This window comes from Microcoleus sp. N9_A1 (assembly GCF_036701795.1).
Taxonomy (GTDB): Bacteria; Cyanobacteriota; Cyanobacteriia; order Cyanobacteriales; family Microcoleaceae; genus Microcoleus.
On the sequence record NZ_JAUBRI010000001.1, the window covers coordinates 122,200 to 140,628 of the forward strand.

The 18,429-nt window shown below is 45.7% G+C and carries 19 protein-coding genes and 1 pseudogene; 13 read left to right on the forward strand and 7 right to left on the reverse strand.

The annotated features are described in order from the left end of the window. Nucleotides 1–295: 295 nt before the first annotated feature. The 3 genes and pseudogenes from tatC (at nt 296) to QUA58_RS00445 (ending at nt 3,196) form a co-directional block, all read left to right on the forward strand. Nucleotides 296–1,039, forward strand: coding sequence for a twin-arginine translocase subunit TatC (gene tatC, locus QUA58_RS00435; RefSeq protein WP_333392662.1), 744 nt, complete (start codon nt 296–298; stop codon nt 1,037–1,039). Nucleotides 1,040–1,708: 669 nt separating this feature from the next. Next, nucleotides 1,709–2,266, forward strand: a pseudogene (locus QUA58_RS00440) (calcium-binding protein); the annotation flags it as partial. A gap of 99 nt (nt 2,267–2,365) precedes the next feature. Continuing rightward, the gene (locus tag QUA58_RS00445) at nt 2,366–3,196 is read left to right on the forward strand and encodes a calcium-binding protein (RefSeq protein WP_333392620.1); all 831 of its coding nucleotides are present in this window, start codon (nt 2,366–2,368) and stop codon (nt 3,194–3,196) included. Nucleotides 3,197–3,400: 204 nt separating this feature from the next. Here the strand turns inward: QUA58_RS00445 and QUA58_RS00450 are convergent, their stop codons facing one another. After that, on the reverse strand, nt 3,401–3,709 hold the full coding sequence (locus QUA58_RS00450) for a carbon dioxide-concentrating mechanism protein CcmK (protein WP_333252174.1): 309 nt from the start codon (nt 3,707–3,709) through the stop codon (nt 3,401–3,403). 389 nt (nt 3,710–4,098) lie between these two features. After that, nucleotides 4,099–4,416, reverse strand: coding sequence for a DUF3067 family protein (locus QUA58_RS00455; RefSeq protein WP_333252173.1), 318 nt, complete (start codon nt 4,414–4,416; stop codon nt 4,099–4,101). A 213-nt stretch (nt 4,417–4,629) separates the two neighbouring features. Here QUA58_RS00455 and petC point away from each other — a divergent pair, with 213 nt between their 5' ends. The 6 genes from petC (at nt 4,630) to QUA58_RS00485 (ending at nt 9,930) form a co-directional block, all read left to right on the forward strand. Further along, complete coding sequence (gene petC, locus QUA58_RS00460) at nt 4,630–5,172, forward strand: cytochrome b6-f complex iron-sulfur subunit (RefSeq protein WP_333252172.1); 543 nt, start codon at nt 4,630–4,632, stop codon at nt 5,170–5,172. A gap of 264 nt (nt 5,173–5,436) precedes the next feature. After that, nucleotides 5,437–6,426 (forward strand): cytochrome f, encoded by a 990-nt coding sequence (gene petA / locus QUA58_RS00465; RefSeq protein ID WP_333252171.1) that lies wholly within the window; start codon nt 5,437–5,439, stop codon nt 6,424–6,426. Between the two features lie 311 nt (nt 6,427–6,737). Continuing rightward, nucleotides 6,738–7,589 (forward strand): alpha/beta fold hydrolase, encoded by an 852-nt coding sequence (locus QUA58_RS00470; RefSeq protein WP_333392621.1) that lies wholly within the window; start codon nt 6,738–6,740, stop codon nt 7,587–7,589. Nucleotides 7,590–7,700: 111 nt separating this feature from the next. Beyond that, the gene (gene psbQ / locus QUA58_RS00475; protein ID WP_333252169.1) at nt 7,701–8,144 is read left to right on the forward strand and encodes a photosystem II protein PsbQ; all 444 of its coding nucleotides are present in this window, start codon (nt 7,701–7,703) and stop codon (nt 8,142–8,144) included. A 198-nt stretch (nt 8,145–8,342) separates the two neighbouring features. Then, complete coding sequence (locus QUA58_RS00480; RefSeq protein ID WP_333392622.1) at nt 8,343–9,395, forward strand: FAD-dependent oxidoreductase; 1,053 nt, start codon at nt 8,343–8,345, stop codon at nt 9,393–9,395. Nucleotides 9,396–9,447: 52 nt separating this feature from the next. After that, entirely contained in the window at nt 9,448–9,930 is a 483-nt protein-coding gene (locus tag QUA58_RS00485; protein ID WP_333392623.1) for a hypothetical protein, read from the forward strand. A gap of 66 nt (nt 9,931–9,996) precedes the next feature. Here the strand turns inward: QUA58_RS00485 and QUA58_RS00490 are convergent, their stop codons facing one another. From QUA58_RS00490 to QUA58_RS00500, 3 genes are all read right to left on the reverse strand, one after another. Beyond that, nucleotides 9,997–10,161, reverse strand: coding sequence for a hypothetical protein (locus QUA58_RS00490; RefSeq protein ID WP_333392624.1), 165 nt, complete (start codon nt 10,159–10,161; stop codon nt 9,997–9,999). A gap of 123 nt (nt 10,162–10,284) precedes the next feature. Next, nucleotides 10,285–10,698: an NUDIX hydrolase gene (locus QUA58_RS00495; RefSeq protein WP_333392625.1), complete on the reverse strand. Its 414-nt coding sequence runs from the start codon at nt 10,696–10,698 to the stop codon at nt 10,285–10,287. Nucleotides 10,699–11,178: 480 nt separating this feature from the next. Next, complete coding sequence (locus tag QUA58_RS00500) at nt 11,179–13,797, reverse strand: M1 family metallopeptidase (RefSeq protein WP_333392626.1); 2,619 nt, start codon at nt 13,795–13,797, stop codon at nt 11,179–11,181. Between the two features lie 224 nt (nt 13,798–14,021). Here QUA58_RS00500 and QUA58_RS00505 point away from each other — a divergent pair, with 224 nt between their 5' ends. Together QUA58_RS00505 and cas6 are read left to right on the forward strand one after the other, a co-directional pair. Next, a complete protein-coding gene (locus tag QUA58_RS00505; protein WP_333252163.1) occupies nt 14,022–15,104 on the forward strand; it encodes a class I fructose-bisphosphate aldolase in 1,083 nt (360 codons plus the stop codon). Nucleotides 15,105–15,319: 215 nt separating this feature from the next. Continuing rightward, complete coding sequence (gene cas6, locus QUA58_RS00510; protein WP_333252162.1) at nt 15,320–16,201, forward strand: CRISPR-associated endoribonuclease Cas6; 882 nt, start codon at nt 15,320–15,322, stop codon at nt 16,199–16,201. Here the strand turns inward: cas6 and QUA58_RS00515 are convergent, their stop codons facing one another. Beyond that, nucleotides 16,202–16,528 (reverse strand): antibiotic biosynthesis monooxygenase, encoded by a 327-nt coding sequence (locus tag QUA58_RS00515; protein ID WP_106333591.1) that lies wholly within the window; start codon nt 16,526–16,528, stop codon nt 16,202–16,204. A gap of 250 nt (nt 16,529–16,778) precedes the next feature. Here QUA58_RS00515 and QUA58_RS00520 point away from each other — a divergent pair, with 250 nt between their 5' ends. Both QUA58_RS00520 and QUA58_RS00525 read left to right on the forward strand, forming a co-directional pair. Further along, on the forward strand, nt 16,779–17,249 hold the full coding sequence (locus QUA58_RS00520; protein ID WP_333252161.1) for a response regulator: 471 nt from the start codon (nt 16,779–16,781) through the stop codon (nt 17,247–17,249). A gap of 100 nt (nt 17,250–17,349) precedes the next feature. Continuing rightward, entirely contained in the window at nt 17,350–17,643 is a 294-nt protein-coding gene (locus QUA58_RS00525; RefSeq protein ID WP_333252160.1) for a DUF2103 domain-containing protein, read from the forward strand. Here QUA58_RS00525 and QUA58_RS00530 read toward each other — a convergent pair. Further along, the gene (locus QUA58_RS00530) at nt 17,632–18,258 is read right to left on the reverse strand and encodes a HEAT repeat domain-containing protein (protein ID WP_333392663.1); all 627 of its coding nucleotides are present in this window, start codon (nt 18,256–18,258) and stop codon (nt 17,632–17,634) included. The two genes, QUA58_RS00525 and QUA58_RS00530, sit on opposite strands and share 12 nt — an antisense overlap. Nucleotides 18,259–18,429 lie beyond the last annotated feature (171 nt).

The following is an 18,429-nucleotide window of genomic DNA, read 5'->3' on the forward strand; positions in this document are numbered from 1 at the left end:
TGATTCTGTAGGTGTCAGCAACTTAGAAGGTGAAGAAGTTAGCCCGGAAAATAGCATTGCACCAATCGCCGATGATTCTGTAGGTGTCAGCAACTTAGAAGGTGAAGAAGTTAGCCCGGAAAATAGCATTGCACCAATCGCCGATGATTTCACGGATGTCAGCAACTTAGAAGACGAAAACTTAGAAGACGAAAAAGTTATCCGGGAAAATAGCATTGCACCAATCGCCGACGATAACTTAGAAGACGAAAAAGTTATCCCGGAAAATAGCATTGCATCAATCGCAGACAGTTTCATGGGTTCCCGCAACCTCGAAAACGAATTTCTAGACGAACTTCCTGACGAAGTTGAAATGTCTTTATTCGACCATTTAGAAGAATTGCGGCAGCGACTTTTCTACTCGCTAATTGCCGTAGCAATCGGTGTAGTTGGTTGCTTTTTGACAGTTAAGCCGATCGTACAATTGCTAGAAGTACCCGCCGGGCCAGTCAAGTTTTTGCAACTAGCTCCGGGCGAGTATTTCTTTGTTTCGATCGAAGTCGCCGGATACTGCGGTTTGCTAATTGCAAGTCCGTTTATTTTTTACCAAATAGCGCTATTTGTGCTACCAGGTTTGACTCGCAAAGAACGTGGGTTGCTCGGGCCCGTGTTTTTGGGTTCTAGTTTCCTCTTTTTGGGCGGGTTAGTATTTGCTTATATCGCTCTGATTCCGGCGGCGTTGAACTTCTTTGTTACCTACGGGGCGGATGTTGTAGAGCAATTATGGTCGATCGACAAATACTTTAAATTTGTGCTGTTGTTAATGTTCAGCACAGGCTTAGCTTTTCAAATCCCGATCGTCCAAGTATTGCTCGGCGTTTTGGGCATAGTTTCTTCTAACCAAATGCTCTCCGGCTGGCGGTATGTAGTCTTAGGAGCCGCAGTTTTGGGAGCGGTTTTAACGCCTTCTACTGACCCTTTAACGCAAAGTCTTTTAGGAGGTGCGGTGCTGAGCTTGTATTTTGGCGGCGTTGGTTTGGTGAAGCTTTTAGGACGATGAGAATTAAGAATAGCAGACAATGTAAAAGTTACCGAACATCGGAATTTTAAATTTGTCTGCTATTTTTAGCCGAGATTGGGATTGTTGTCAACTTATCTTAAAAACATTGCTTCAGCTATTTTGAGGGCGAATTCCCTATTTACTTAAGTAAGTTTATAAACATTGTATAAAGCTAAGGTTCTCAGCTATTTGAGTAAGTTGATTGTTTTATCTGATAATCTTTGCTGATTTAGTATCTGTTTGATAAGTATTTAATATAAAATATAAAATTCACATTAGCAAAGTTTAGTGTTAGATGTCTGGGGTCAAGGTTTTGTGCCTTAATTCACACTATTTTTTAGGCGATGGGCTGGCAATCATAAGTTATTTTAATAATGTAGTTTTTAAGGTTTACATGAAGATTTGACACGAGCCGATCCTGAGTATTCGATCGAGAGATAACATACCAACACAGTGAAATTACTGAACATGAACGTAAAACTTCAGCAAGAGAGTCAACCTGGCTCACTGAAGTCTAGCTATATCTTTTGAGTTTCCTGGCTGCCTAAGATAGGAGACTTGTTGGTTTTGTGGGTGGATTTTTTAGTAAGTTCACTGGAAAAATCCACAGTATAGATTTTGACCTTTTTGACGGTTTCAGTTTCTTAATCTCAATCGGAAATTAATTATATGGCAACAATAACTGGCACTTCGGGCCCTGACAACTTATTCCCCGTCCAGCTGCCCTTTTTTCCCCGCCCGGCTAATGACATCATCTATGGCCTGGCAGGAAATGACACTCTCTCTGGCTTGAAGGGCGATGACACTCTCTATGGCGGAGTTGGTCGTGACTGCCTTTATGGTGGGACTGGCAATGACTTGCTCTATGGCGCGACTGGCAGTGACTCACTTAATGGTGGGACTGGCAATGACTCACTTAATGGCGAGGATGGCAGTGACTATCTCGATGCCGGGGATGGCAATGACTATCTCGATGCCGGGGATGGCAATGACTATCTCGATGCCGGGGTTGGTGATGACTATCTCAATGGCGGGGTTGGTGATGACTATCTCAATGGCTGGGCTGGTGAGGACTATCTGGCTGGCGGGGTTGGCAATGACTATCTCAATGGCTGGGATGGCAATGACTATCTGGCTGGCGGGGATGGCAGTGATGATCTCGATGGCGGGGATGGCAATGGCAGTGACTCACTTGATGGCGGGGATGGCAGTGACTCACTTAATGGCAGGGATGGCAGTGACTCACTTGATGGCGGGAATGGCAGTGACTCACTTGATGGCGGGAATGGCAGTGACTCACTTGATGGCGGGAATGGCAGTGACTCTTTGTGGGGTGGTGGCGGCAATGACTTGCTCAATGGCGGCGATGGCATCGACACAGTATTTTACAGCGATCAGCACATAAGATCTATCAATCTTCAGTTAGGCGAAGTCGGCGACGGTTCTGGGTTAGGCAGGGCTACTGGGCGCTTTGATATCATTGTCGGCGGGCTACGTTCTAGTTCTCAATTATCAGACTTTGTAGACTCGCTTTCGGGCATTGAAGTCGTTATCGGTTCTAAGGGAGACGACACCTTAGTGGGTGGGAGCGACAATGAAACGCTCTTGGGCGGGCGCGGTAATGACTCTTTGTCGGGTCTTGCTGGCAATGACTTGCTCAATGGCGAGGATGGCATCGACACAGTATCTTACAGTTTTGGAGGAACTGGCGTCTATCTCCAGTTGGGGGCTGTCGGTGACGGGTCTGGGTTAGGTCGGGCTTCCGACGGGCAGGGCGGCATAGACTCGCTCTCCGGCATCGAAGTAGCGATAGGGTCTAGGTATAACGATACTCTCCTGGGTGGAGACGGCAGCGAAACGCTGATTGGGGGGGCGGGCGACGACTTATTATTTGGCTTGAGCGGTGATGACTATCTGGTTGGTGGCAGGGGGGCTGACAAGTTTAGGCTTTGGAGGGGTTTGGGAATTGATACTATTGCTGACTTCAAGCAAGGTGAAGATAAACTTTTGGTACGTTCTCGCGCTCCGTTTGCAGACATAATTTCTGAGTCTGTGATTAATGGTTCAGATACCGAGATTCGTCAGAATGGCCAAATCATCGGAATTTTGAAGGGAGTTCAGATCACAATAACTGCCAGTGATTTGATTACTGGGTGATTGTATAATCTGCGTCGAACTACGTTAATCTGCGGTTAATAATTCCAAATTATTCTGCCTGCTGCTTCGGCAAAATATACCGCAGATAAACACAGCACAAAAATATATCGACTCGCCATTAAAAAAATATAGAGATGCGATCGCCCGCGCCTCTATAATTACTAAAAGTTAAAATTCAACACCAAAGTTTTGTCAAAACTTTGACTACATTCGGAACTGTTCGACTTCAGGAGTGTAGCCGATCGGCAAAATGTAATCGAGATTCTCGTGGGGACGAGCAATTATGTGATACGATAGCAACTTTCCGCCATCGACCTTTTTAACTGATTCAATTCCAGCAGCCACTGCTGCTTGCACTTCAGAAACATCTCCTCGCACTATAATTGTCCAGTAGGCGCGGGTTATTTTCTCATAGCGAACTAAAGTAACACTGGCTGCTTTCACCATTGAGTCCGCAACTTCTACTGCAGCGGGAAATCCTAAGACTTCAACCATTCCCAGTGCAACACCCATTACAACATTCTCCTAAATTTCACAAGATATCTGAACCTCATTGTATGTGAAATTGTTGACAGAAATTGGTTCCGATGATTTTGGTAAGCTAGAAGTCCGATCGCCCTAAATTAAGCAGCCCCAAAGGTTGTTGTCGCACTTCCATCCTACGGTATGGTACGCCGGAAAGCCTGCAATACAAGAGTTTGAATCAAAAAAACTGCGGAAATTAGTTGGGCGATAGCTTGATTTTTTACCGCCTGTATCTCTGTTAACAGCTTCGCATCACGATGCTTGGGACTTTGAACCCGAAAAATTGAGTCCCGGTTAGACATAAAACTTTACACGCCACGAGATGAGCAACGGACAACGGACAACTATCAACGGACAACTGACAACGGACAACGGACTCAAAACTCGTCTAGCAACCACTCCGAGGCTCTTTCACCCAAATCTAGGGGAACGCTGACAGCTTTACCCAAGCGCGGGCGATCGCGAGTAGTTACGATAAATTCTCTCACCTGTGCCGTGCTGCCCCAGCCGTTAAGGTAATTGGCCACCGCATCCAAATGCTCGAAATAATCAGCCTCCGTCATCGGAAAAGACACCTGTTCTAGATATTTCCACATAACTTGCACAAAAATCTTGCCCCGCGTTCGCCGCAATCTGATATCGTAAGACTTTCCCCATTTTTCTAGCAGTAGCTGGTGTAAATCCTTGCCCGTCATGGTTGCTCCTGAGTTAATCCATTAAACAATAAAAGACAAAGTTCAAAAAATGTAATAATACTCTAATAAAGGCTGGAAGGCGCATTCTTAAAAGGAATTTTCGCGGCCTGAAATTTGTGCTAGCAGATTAACGGCAATTATCCCAGTTGTCTGCACGTACAGGTTCGCTAACAGCTAACAAACAAACGTAACTTAAAACCGTAAAGGCAGGTCATGGCTCAATCTTCTGCTGGAAATCCCGATGTTCCCGATATGGGGCGTCGCCAATTTATGAATTTGCTGACGTTCGGTACAGTCACAGGTGTGGCACTGGGCGCACTCTATCCCGTTGTCCAATATTTTGTTCCTCCGTCGAGTGGGGCAGTTGGCGGCGGAGTGACAGCTAAAGATGCTTTGGGTAACGACATCATCGTTAGCGAATATTTGACTTCGCACCCTGCGGGCGATCGTACCTTAGCCCAAGGCCTCAAAGGCGACCCCACCTATCTTGTGGTGAAAGAAGACTTATCTCTCGCCGACTACGGCATCAATGCAGTTTGCACTCACTTGGGTTGCGTCGTGCCTTGGAATGTTAGCGAAAACAAGTTTATCTGTCCTTGCCACGGTTCTCAATACAACAATGAGGGCAAAGTGGTACGCGGCCCCGCGCCTTTGTCTCTGGCCCTGGCCCACGCCACTGTCGCAGATGACAAGATCGCTTTTACAACTTGGAAAGAAACAGATTTCCGCACCGGCGAAGCACCTTGGTGGTCTTAGTTGTTCGTCATTAGTCAGCAGTCAGCAGTCAGCAGTCAGTAGTTAGTAGCCAGTCGTTACTCGTTACTCGTTACTCGTTAGTGGTTAGTAGTTAGTAGTTAGTTCCAATAACAAATAACCAATAACCAATAACAAATAACCAATAACCAATAACCAATAACTAATGATCAATGACCAATGACCAATGACCAATGACCAATAACTAATGACCAATGACTAATGACCAATGACTAAATTGTCTGACCTTTGAGATTGAATACTCTAATGCCACAAACTAATTTATCTGCGATATTTCGCCGCAGTGCCAGGACGATCGCGAAAACAGCCTTAATTGCGATCGCAGCCGCAGGATTTTTCCTCACCAGCGACATCGCACTTCCCCAAGCAGCATTTGCTTACCCTTTCTGGGCCCAGCAAACAGCACCCGCTACTCCCCGCGAAGCAACAGGTCGCATTGTTTGTGCTAACTGTCACCTCGGTGCAAAAGTGACTGAAGTTGAAGTACCGCAATCTATTTTGCCAGATACGGTGTTTGAAGCTATTGTCAAGATTCCCTACGATACTAACGTGCAGCAAGTTGTCGGCGACGGCAGCAAAGGCGGCTTGAATGTCGGCGCAGTCGTGATGTTGCCCGAAGGTTTCAAGATTGCTCCCGCTGACAGAATTCCTGAAGAAATGAAGGAAAAAGTCGGCGATCTTTACTTCCAACCTTACAGCGAAACCCAAGAAAATATTGTTTTAGTGGGCCCAGTACCGGGAGAACAGTACAAAGAATTGGTATTCCCAGTTTTGTCGCCGAATCCGGAAACTGACAAGTCGGTTCACTACGGCAAATACCAAATTTATGTTGGTGGCAACCGCGGCCGCGGTCAGGTTTATCCTACTGGCGAAAAGAGCAATAATACTGTTTACAATGCTTCGGTAGCTGGCAGCATTTCTAAGATTGCTCAACCGGAAGCTGGCGGTTATGAAGTGACAATTCAACCGGCAGAAGGTGCAGCGGTTGTTGATACGATTCCAGCAGGCCCAGAACTGATTGTTACCGAAGGACAAACCGTTGCAGCCGGCGAACTTTTGACGAGCAATCCTAATGTGGGTGGCTTTGGTCAAAAAGATGTGGAAATTGTGCTGCAAAGTGCAGGTAGAGTTAAAGGATTGATGGCTTTCGTGGCTATAACCATGCTGGCTCAAATCATGCTGGTTCTCAAGAAGAAACAGGTCGAAAAAGTTCAAGCTGCTGAAATGAATTTCTAAGCGGGACTTTGATTAGTTGGGTAAGGTGCTCTGTCATTAGTATCAACTTAACCTCTTATGTAGTGCCAGACTACGGTCTGACGATTAGGCCTCGATCCCCCTAACCCCCCTTAAGAAGGGGGGAACAAGAGTCTTATCAAAGTCCCCCTTTTTAAGGGGGATTTAGGGGGATCGAGACTTCGATACAAAGCTGAGATACAAAAGTTTGGAGGCTTAAGTTGATACTAATGTGTGCTCTGTGCACACCCAACTATTAGGTAAGTAGGGCGGGGAATACCCGCCTTATTCTTTGATAAATAACAAGTAAAATAATGTCAATTGATGAGAAAATAGTTGAAGTAGGCCCGCTGCAATGGTTTTATCGGGAAACAAATCCGGTTAACCAAACTGAGAAACCGCCCGTACTGCTGCTGCACGGTTTGCCGTCCCAGAGTTTTACCTGGACTGTAATGATGCCGGATTTGGCGGCACAGGGATTTAGATCGATCGCGCCGGATTGGGTGGGCTACGGGCGATCGACAAAACCAGACAAGCGCGACTTTGCCTACACTCCCGATGCTTTTGTTGATGCCCTCGCTGGCTTTATTCAAGCTATAGAATTAGACCGATTTTACCTCGTTGTCCAAGGATTTTTAGCTTCAGCCGGCATTCAATACGCTTTACGCAATCCCGATAAAATTGAGCGTCTAGCCATCATAAATACACCAGTTTCAGCAGATATAAAATTGCCTTGGAAAATGCAGCAGTTGGGGCTGCCTTTTATTGGCGACATGATGACGCAAGACCCGCTTTTGGTTGACAGAACTCTCGAAGGTGGCAGCCGCCAGACAATATCAGACAAGGATTTAGATGTTTACCGTCGCCCGTTTTTGAAGAGTTCGGATGCAGGTCGATCGCTGATGAATACAGTCCGCAATATTCAATTGCCGCAGTCAATGGCAGAAATTGAATCCGGCTTGAAAGGATGGACTCGACCAACTTTATTTGTCTGGGGTTTGACAGATCCTTGGCTGAGTGTTGAACCAGTTCAAAAGCTAGTCGGTTCCCTGCAAAATGCAGAGTTAGTCACACTGGAACAAGCGGGGCATTATCCTCAAGAACATTGGTCAGAAAAAGTTGGCAATGCTGTGATCACTTTTCTGCGCCGCCAGGAGGTAAAATAATATTTTGTACATAACCCTCGGTGCTAGGTCAGTGAACCAGCTCCTCGCCGAGCTGCATTCCCAGCCTCTTCCTGAGAACGAGAAATCTAAAATCTAAAATCTAAAATCGATATGACTCGTCCCCGTTCATTTTTTGCCTTGATGATGGCGTTTTTGATGGCATTTCTGGTTAGTTGCAGCAGTGTCGAAGCAAAAGTTCCAACGACTTACACAGCAGCCCAGACCCAGCAAATTCAGCGCTATGTTCCTAGCCTGACAGAGTTCCGATCGCGCATGGATAAACTGGGAACCCTAATTCAAAAACGGAATTGGATTGATACCAGAACTTACATTCACGGGCCTCTAGGCGACTTGCGGAACACCATGAAAACCGTCTCTGCGAGTTTGTTGCCTAGTTCTCAACAACAAGCTGTTGATTTAACTAAGAGTTTGTTTACCGAGTTGGTTAACATTGATCTTGCTGCTAAAGGGCTTGACTATGCAAAAGTCACGGCCAGCTATCAAAAAGCTGTCAATGATTTCGATACCTTCTTGCAGCTAATTCCTAAAGCTTAATCACTTTAGATAAGACGGCGGTTGAAACCGCACCTACAAAAACGAAGTCTGCCTTCGCGGACTGAAGAAAATAAAGTAAAACTTAATTTTTACTGCCCGTTCTTCAACCCGCGTCGGCGGGTTTTGTTTGTATAGACGTGGTTTCAACCGCCCGGTCTTCTTCTTTTATAAAATCTAAAATCTAAAATCTAAAATTGAATGATTCGCGTTGCAATTATTGGTTGCGGTATTATTGGGGCTTCCATCGCCTTTGAACTAAGTAAATCCCCCGAACTAAAAGTCACTGTATTCGACAAACAGCAGCCGGCACAAGGTTCTACTGGTGCAGCCCTCGGCGTTTTGATGGGAGTGATCAGTCACAAAACTAAGGGCAGAAGTTGGAAATTGAGGGAAACCAGCCTTCAGCGCTACGAAACTTTGATTCCTGAATTGGAAGCAGTTACGGGGCGGAAAATTCCGTTTAACAAACAGGGAATTTTAATGCTGTGTTCGGAGGGAGAGGATTTAAGTAAGTGGGAAAAGTTGATCGCAATTCGCGAGTCTCAAGGTTGGAAATTGGAACTTTGGGATGTGGAACGAGTGCGCGAGTTTTGCCCTCATCTTTATTTAAATGATCAGATTATTGCAGCAATTTATTCACCTCAAGACCGGCAAGTCGATCCGATCGCGCTAACTCTGGCTTTGGTGGATGCTGCGGAACGCAATGGAGTGATTTTTGAGTTTGGGGTGGAAGTTGAAGGGGCCGCGATTGCTGCTAGTGGCGAGTTCAATCGCCTAATTGTGTCGGCTGGTTTGGGTTCTGCTGCTGTCACTGCATCGTTAAATCAGTTGGTTGACATTCGCCCGGTGTTGGGACAAGCGCTGCATTTGCGGTCAAAAAATCCTCTAGGAAACCCTGATTTTGCGCCAGTAATTACTTGTGATGACGTTCACATTGTGCCTTTGGCAAATCAAGAATATTGGGTGGGGGCGACGGTGGAGTTTTCGGAAAATGGCGGGGAAGTTCAGGCGAATGCTGATATGTTGGATGAAGTGATGGCAAGGGCGATCGCACTTTGTCCGGCCTTAGCAGAAGCTGAAATTATCAAGCAATGGTCGGGATTGCGCCCGCGCCCGGAAGGGCGGCCCGCCCCAATTATCGAGGCGCTTCCCGGTAACAGCCACGTTCTGATCGCTAGCGGCCACTATCGCAACGGTGTGCTGCTGGCCCCTGCAACCGCGCGATCGATCAGAGAAGCAATTTTGCAATAATTAACAAATGTTAATATAATCAATAAAGCCATTCATATCTTACATCTAAAAAATGTCCGAAAAACTCTTAGGAAAGCCACGAATTTTGTGGCAAGTAATTTTGCGGTCGGGAGTCAGCTTGCTACTATATTACGGCTGGTACAAATGGATTATTCAAGAAGAATTGCGGAGTTATAACGGCAAGAGTTGGTCGGGGACACTTTGCTTATTGCCCTTTGTTTTAGGAGTAGCCATTCCCCAAGCTTTGCGGATATTCGATCCCGACGTTCCCGGATGGTTTGGTTGGTTTTCCTTCGTGGGAATTGCTTGGATTTACATCGTGCAGTTCAAACTTTACAACACAGTTAACGAATTGTATCGCCAAGAGGGAATCAAAGAACCGCTAACTGTTTGGTGGATGTTTGTACCAGGTTTAAATTTAATTGTCGGTTTGCGGCAAATTCACTTTTTGAGTCAGTTTTGGGCGAAAAAACAGGGCATTGAAGTTAAGGACAACTTAGCCGAAAGCATTCCTTTCCTCTCCGCTAACGCCTAAATAAATTAAGCTCCAATCGCTTGGCGCTGCGAGTAAATTTCTTCTATAAGCAGGTCACGCAGTTCATCAGCAATGAGAGTGTCCTCCATCGTCGAGACAAACGGCGGCTGCATCTGCACAGATGGCTCCGAAGGTGAGTGACCGGCCTAGACGTTCGGGCTTGTTGTCGCGCAAGTCATTGAGGGAAAGAATTTTAATCGGGTTAAGGTTGGTCATCTTAGGAGATGGCATGGCGATCGCATCTCCAGAATCTTACAGAATATAGTCTTCAGTCATGTTGTTCTTTTAGCGAGTTCACCCGAATTTATGGTTGAAAACCAAAGTATTGGTCAACCCGCCCTTACCCATGACTCTTCACCAGAACCGATGCGGCAAATCACCCAAAATGAGTTTGAGTTCCGGTTCATTAACCCGCTTAATTGCTTTAGGAATACTTACCCACTGCCGCTTTCTCTTGCTAGCTTCCGGCCAATTTTCTAGAACTGCTTGCACTTGCATTAAAAATACTTCTACCTGACAAGTATAGCCAGACTTTTGATATTCGTAAGTTCCCAGCAAATCCGGGAACACTTGACCCAACAAACCTGCTTCTTCCCAAGCTTCCTTGGCGGCGGAATCTTGGGGAGTCATGTCAGGTTCAATTAACCCTTTGGGAATCACCCAGCGCTTACCGGTTGAAGAAGTAATCACCATTACTTCAATTTGTCCGTCTTGAATGCGGTAGGGAATTACTCCCGATTGTTCTATCAATACAGCGGTTATACTCATAATTTTTGCAATATTTCTGGGTGCAAAAGCTCCTGCAACTAGATTAATATAGGACTGACGCATAGGACTAAAGAAACCGGATTATTTACCGAATCTCCGGGCTACAGCGCAGGATTTTCGTAAAAAAACCCAGTTTCTCACCACCCGTGCGTAACTCCGATTAACTAAAGAAACCGGGTTTTTTGCCGAATCTCCGGGCTACAGCGCAGGATTTTCGTAAAAAAACCCGGTTTCTCGCCACCCGTGCATAAGTCCGATTAATAGTTGCCAACTAAACAATAAAAACTGCACGCCTGATTCTAGATAATTCACCATTTGAGACAACAACATAGTAGAGAACAGACATATTTCGCTTTCCCTCTGTTGAAAGTAGCAAATGTAGATGCACTGCAGCTGGAAAATAATATTGTAATACTCGCGCGCAGATAAAAGCCGATCGCCCAAATCTGCCTCTATCTGCGCCGGTATGCGGTTTTTACTCTAATCTTTCTTCGCCTTAGCCTCCAAATTTTCCATCCGACTCCTCAAATCTTGATTCTCCTTCTTCACCTGGTCTAACTCCTCCCGCAACTGCTTCACCGCTGCATCGGAACCGACATTTTTCTGCACTCTTTGCACAGCTTCATCAGCCATCATACGGACGCGGCCGTCGGGAGTTTGGTCAGCTAAAGAACGCAAAATCCGAATGGCTTTGCGAGTTTCCATCTGTCCTAAAGCCACTACCACAGATACTTGAGTCAAGAAAAACGTCTCTTTAGATAATTCTGCCAATCGGTGCAAAATTCGTTCTAAATTAAGCTTAGTTTGACCTGTAGAAATTGTCCCCAAAGAACGAATTGCAGCTAATCGCAAAGCTTGCGGAGTACCGATGGCTGTATATTTCAAAATTAGATTCAGCGCATCTTCAGAAGTTTTCATTTGCGCCAAACCGGCAATAGCACCCGATCGCACAACCTCATTCCAGCCCTGACGCTCTTTCAAAACCAATTTTAACTCTTTGAGTACCTGTTCGTCCGTCGGTTTTTCGTCGGGATTCGCCCCTGCGATCGAGCCCATAGCACTAGCTGCGGCCGCTTCTACATAATAGCTGTCGTCGCCTTTTTCGACGATCGCCCTCAGCGCCTTATAAGTCTCATGAGTCTTGATTTTACCCAACGCATTCACCACAGCGCGGCGAACCCTAGCATCTTTATCCTTCAAACCAGTTGCTAAACCATCAAAAGCTTGGTCGAGTTTAATTTCAACTAACTCACCTGCAACTTCTGCCCGCACTGCCCAAAATTGCTCTTTTTTGAGAACATCTGACAACGTTTTAACAGCTTCTAATCCTCCCTTTTTCGCCAAAGCTTGGGCGGCATAAATCCGGGAAACCGGGTCTGGATCGAACTGCAACTGAGCTTTTAATTCGGCGACTCCATACTCTAAAACAACGGTTTTTAAGTATTTATTTCCGACATCAAAACTAACAAATGCGGGCTTCTCTTCGAGGGGGAAATAGAAACTTTGCTCACGTTCATAGACTCGGACGGTGAAAGTTTTTAGGTTTAGAGAACTTCGATCTTCTGCATCTTGTTCTGGCTTATAACCGAAGCCGATCGGAATTTTTAGGTCAAAGACATCTTTGCTGTTGCCATTGCCATTTTTGCTATCTTTTATCTGAGTTTGTGTTACAGTCACTTTGGCTAATTTGCTATCGCCGTCCCAGGAATAAGCAACCTTATAATCTGGATGACCGCCGCGATAAACGTACTGATCGAACAAAAACATTAAATTGCGGCCGGTCGCCTTTTCGATCGCCCTGAGCAAATCGATCGTTTCTACAGTTTGGTGAGCGTTATCCCGCACAAAAGTGTGAATTGCTTTGTAAAATAGCTCGTCGCCTAACTCGGCATGAATCATGTGATACACGCAAGCGCCTTTTTCGTACAAATGGCGATCGTACAATTCGATCGCTTCGCGGTAAACGTGAGTAACAATCGGGCGGCGGTAGCGAGAACTGTCTTCAGCTAAATAATTGCGGGCTTCACCTAACATATAATAAGCCGCGTCTTCTTTGCCGTATTCTTCGTTAGTCCATAGCACCTCGCAATAAGAAGCCATACCTTCTTTCAGCCAAGCATGAGACCAATGTTTAATTACTACTAAATCACCGAACCACTGGTGAGCTAATTCGTGAGCAACTAAGCTTTCTGTAGCGCGATTGTCGAGGCTAGCGCGTTCATCTATCAAGCACCTATCTGTTAGCAAAGTTGTCGAAGTATTTTCCATGCCGCCGAAGATGAAATCATCGACGCAGACTTGAGCATATTTAGGAAAAGGGTAAGGATAGCCAAATGCTTTAGAGAAAAATTCAATCATTTTGGGCGTTTTGCCCATGCTGCGCTTACCGTCGGCTTCGCGGCCTTTTTCGACGTAATAATTAACTGGTTTGCCGTTCCATTCGTCTTTGATTTCGGCAAAATCTCCGACGGCTAAGGTCATTAAATAAGTTGGGTGGATCTGGGTTTGCGACCAGTGATAAATCTTATCGTCGCCCTCATTTTTTGTGCTAATTAATTCGCCGTTAGATATTGCAAAAAGTTGTTTCGGAACTTGCACTCTAATTTCGGAAGTTGCAAGTTGTCCGGGATAGTCGAAACAGGGAAACCAGAAGCGGGAATCTTCGTCTTCGCCTTGAGTCCAAACTTGGGTTGGTTTGTCGGGATAGTGTTTGTCTGGGCCGACGAAATAGAGGCCGCGCTGGGGTTTTTCGACCGAGTATGCGATCGCAATTGTAATTGGTTCGTAAGCTACTGTTGGTTCGTGCAGTTGAATTTCCAGCACTTCGCCGTCGCTGTCGAAATTTTGCTCGGTTTCGCCAATTTTTACCGATTTAATATTGAGATTTACCGCATCTAAGGTTAATTTGTCAATACCGCTGCGGACTGGATTTATGCGGATGCTGCAAGTGCCGCGAAAACTTTGTTTGGGAATATCCAGCACTAAATCGAGGAAAATATGCTCTACTTGTCCGGGGCGATCGGGGTTGTAGTGGGGTCTGGCACCGGGCATCTCGAAGGATTTGTGAGCGTTTTCAGAATCAAAGTAAGTGTGTGACATTGTGATGGCAGAGTTGTGTGTCGATAGGCGATCGCTGGTGTTTTCGCTGCTGCGGAACTGCCAGCTTATTCTAGAGTAGCGCGTCCCGCTGCTGTTGTCTCTAATCTTATTAAAAACTTGGCTGATAATTGCCTGGATCGAAAATATGAATTATTTGCTACAATATCAGCAAGGCTAATATCTGCAATCATCAGCCTGCAATTGAAATTGAGAGGGAAATCTGCATGACAGCTACACTATCAGTTCCCAGTTCGATCGCATCTTTGCTGGGCGACGAAGCCGAAGACTTGCTCACCCATCAAGCGAAAGTTTCTAAAGATTTGTTGCACCTGCCAGGCCCGGATTGGGTCGATCGCATTTTTGCTCAAACCGATCGCTCTTCTCAAGTCTTGCGATCGCTCCAGCAACTTTATTCTAGCGGACGCTTGGCAAATACTGGCTATTTATCGATCCTACCAGTAGACCAAGGAATCGAACACTCGGCGGGCGCTTCTTTTGCACCAAATCCCATCTATTTTGACAGCGAAAACATCATCAGACTAGCACTCTCCGCAGGATGCAACGCCGTTGCGACAACCCTGGGAGTTTTGGGAAGCGTCTCTCGCAAATACGCGCACAAAATCCCTTTCATTCTCAAGCTCAATCACAACGAATTGCTGACTTATCCCAATCAATACGACCAAATAATGTTTGCATCAGTCGAACAAGCTTGGAATTTAGGAGCCGTTGCAGTCGGAGCCACAATTTATTTTGGTTCGCCGGAATCGACGCGGCAAATCCAAGAAGTTAGTCAAGCTTTTGCCCACGCTCACGAATACGGAATGGCAACAATTCTGTGGTGCTATCTCCGCAACGATATCTTCAAGCAAGACAAAGATTATCACTTAGCAGCGGATTTAACAGGTCAAGCAAATCACTTGGGGGTGACAATTCAAGCTGACATTATCAAGCAGAAATTGCCCGAATGTAACAACGGTTACGGAGCAGTTGCTAAAGCCGCCGGCGAGAGTTACGGCAAAACCAACAGCCGTGTGTATTCGGAATTGACAACGGATCATGCGATCGATCTAACACGCTATCAAGTGCTCAACTGTTATGCGGGAAGAATGGGTTTAATCAACTCTGGCGGTGCTTCAGGAAAAAACGATTTTGCCGAAGCCATTCGCACCGCAGTAATCAACAAACGCGCTGGTGGCTGCGGCTTAATTTCCGGCCGCAAAACTTTTCAGCGTCCCTTTGAAGAAGGTGTAAAATTGTTCCACGCCATTCAAGACGTTTATTTGTCGTCCGAAATTACGATCGCCTAATTCATTAATATCAGCCGTAGGGTGTGTCGCCTACAATAAATTTTTGCCAAAAAATGGACAATTTGATAGCGACGCACCAGCACGGATCAAGAACTCTTGTCAACAAGCCCAAAAATGTATTGTAGGAATAATCATTAGAAATATTATAAATTACAACTTAACTGTAATATTAATAGTAACCCAACAGATATACAGACAAAATATCTAATTTTAAAATGCCCCACAGCCTCGTTTTAAACTTGCTGCCCGTTGCGCCCATTCCATCCCAATTTTTAACGGGACGGCATCTTCACGCATTATTTCTCAACCTTGTGAGTGCTGTAGACAGCGATTTGAGCGCGTACCTGCACGACCAATCGAATGAAAAAGCTTTCACATTAAGCCCCTTCCAAGTAAGCAGAAAAGAGGTTGCCAAAAGCAGCACTGCGCCGACACAAAAGAGAGTTTTGCCTGCGGTTGCGCTCCCAACTTTCCCGGCGCTACAGTGGGAACAAAAGCAAGCAATTCGCGAAAATACAGCGATTTGGTGGCGAATTTCTCTGCTGGATGACGGTTTGTTCGATCGGCTAACTGAACTTTGGCAGCAACTAAATTTTGACCGCCATTGGCATCTGGGCCCTACAGACTTGTACATTACCAATATTTTGAGCGAACCGCAATCAAACCAGCCTTGGGTCAATTTTTGCAGTTACGCCGAATTGTTCGATCGCGCTTCGGAAACACAGCGCCAAATTGCTTTTAGTTTTTGCACTCCTACTAATTTTCGGCAAGGTGTTTACGACAGTGCTATGCCAACTAGAGAGAGTATTTTTGGCAGTTTGGCGAATCGCTGGAACAAGTACAGCAATAGGGCGATCGAACCTAATTTCATAGAATCTATTTTCCCTAGTTTCTTCGATATCTGCACAGAAGTTAGTACGGATTCTCGCAGTAAATTTATTGGCTGCGTCGGCGATATTACTTACCGAATTATGGGAGATGTTGATCCCGTTACTATCAAGCAAATTAATGCTTTAGCAGATTTTGCCCTTTACAGCGGAGTTGGGCGAAAAACGCCGATGGGAATGGGAATGACGCGCCGGTTGCATAATTTTTAATCATTCACTTTTCGGCTTAATTTCACTGACGATTTCATAAACATCAGTGTCGGGAATTTTAGCAAATAAAGGCGTCATCTGCTTCAATATTTCCTGATAAGCTTCGCTTTGATTGGCGGCCATTTCTTCCACGCTTTCCCAAAAAATGATCGCAATACCTTTGTCTGTATTGGGCAATTGCAGCAGGTATGCTCCCTTAAAACCTGTAGCATAAGTTGCCACGGCTTTGGCAAAAAGTTCTTCTGCTTCTTTGAATTTTCCTGGTTTAAATTCGCCAATGGCAATGTAAGCAAACTGATGTCTGAGAAAGTCTAAAAATTCCGACATAGGTCTCTCCTAACTTAATAGCGATACACTGAGCTGCATTTTACCCGATCGCCCAAAATTTGTGAATAGTAACTTTTGGAGTTGCGCGCTCAAGCTTTGCGGCGGATTTCTGAGATACTGCACGTAGTGGCGATCGCACGCTGACGCGTAAAAAGCGGTTTTTTGCAATAACCCTATTGAATTTATTAAAAGTTACCTGCCAAAATTATCACATAGAAATACAAACACAGTCAAGAGTCAACTAAAACAAATGCCAAAGATATTAGTAATTGAAGACAATAACTTAATCCGAGAAACTGTATTAGAACTTCTAGAATCACGAGGTTTTGAAGCTGTAGGCGCGGAAAACGGACAAGTCGGTATCGAAACCGCGATCGCCCAAATTCCCGATTTAATCTTGTCTGATGTGATGATGCCGGAACTCAACGGTTTGGAAGTTTTCGCGATTTTGCGATCATACCCTGCCACCGCCAGCATTCCGTTTATTTTTATGACAGGTTCAGAAATGGAAAAAGCCCTGGAACTCAAAGCAGACGGCTATCTCAAGAAACCTTGCAGCGTCAGAGAAATGCTCGGGGCGATCGCAACTCAACTAGAAAAACCGACAGTTACCAACCCAAAACATCAAAAAGTACAGGACAATTCTGCGCCATCAAATCTCAGCTTGCGCGCCTGGAATCAAAAATCTCGGTTTGAGATTGCGTCGCTTTGCTTGCAATGACACGTACAGTAAGGTTATTGATACATAAATTGAGGGAATTTCAAATTGGTTCGGCCAGAGGGTGGCTTAGACTGGGTATGTTGAATTTGGTTAAAAAGTAATGAACCCACAACCCAAAGGCCGCCTAGTTTGGAATCACTCTACCCACCTTCCCGGTTTGATACCAATTTTAGAGCGCCTCACCCTAAAAATGGGCATTCACACCGTTACCCCAGGTGTCATCAACAAAGTTAAAGGACACATCCCCCGCATGACATTAAGAGTGTCAGTACCCATCCGCGGGGGATTTAAAATAATTGCCAGACAGGGCAAAACCGTACAAGAAGTCTTTATATTAACCACTCTCAGTCAAGGGGACTTGGAAGAGATGATCGCCCAAACCCTAGCCCGGTGACAAATTTTTCTGAGCAAGCAAAGCCCGAGCCCTAACTACCAAAGTTTCATCGCTTTGGGCTATTTCCTCAAGTTTTGCCGAAATTTCGGCTAACCAATCCGGTTTAACAGTCGCAGCACCAGCCAAGGCTTGTAAACCCCCCGCCGCTGCGTAGCGAACCACCCATTCCGGGTCTTGGGACGCTTGCAGCAGCGTTTTTACTGCGCTTCTTTGAGCATCTAAAACTTGTTCTGCTGGCATCAGTTCCCAGCAAATCGTCCCCAAACCCCTAGCCGCCGCCCGCCGCACGCTCAAAGCAAAGTCATTCGCTGCAGCATCGAGCAAAATCTCTAAACCTCTGGGGTCGCCAATTCCCGCCAAAGCCCGAACAGCCCAAGCTCTCGCTCCGTAATTGTAGCCGTCAAGCTGTTCGAGAAGCGGCAGCACGGCGGGTTCTCCGAGTTGAATCAGCCCGTCAACGGCGGCCACAGCGGCGCCTGGGTTGTTGTAGCCGAGGACTGTAATTAAGGTAGGAATTGCTTCTTTTGACTCAGCCGCCGCCAGTGCTTTGACTGCGTTTAACAAGCCTTCGGAAGAATCTGCTTGTTCGACTGCGCGAATTAGTTCTAATGCCATTGATTTGTAAGCTCTACCGTGATCATTGTAATTGTAGGTTGGGTCGATCGCGCGATCGAACTTTTTGCAGCGTCGGTGAGGCGCGGCGATCGACTTGGAAAGCTTACCATACTCGAAATAGGACAATCTTCGTTAAAGAGTCGAATCCGCCAAAAACTCGACTCCATACCT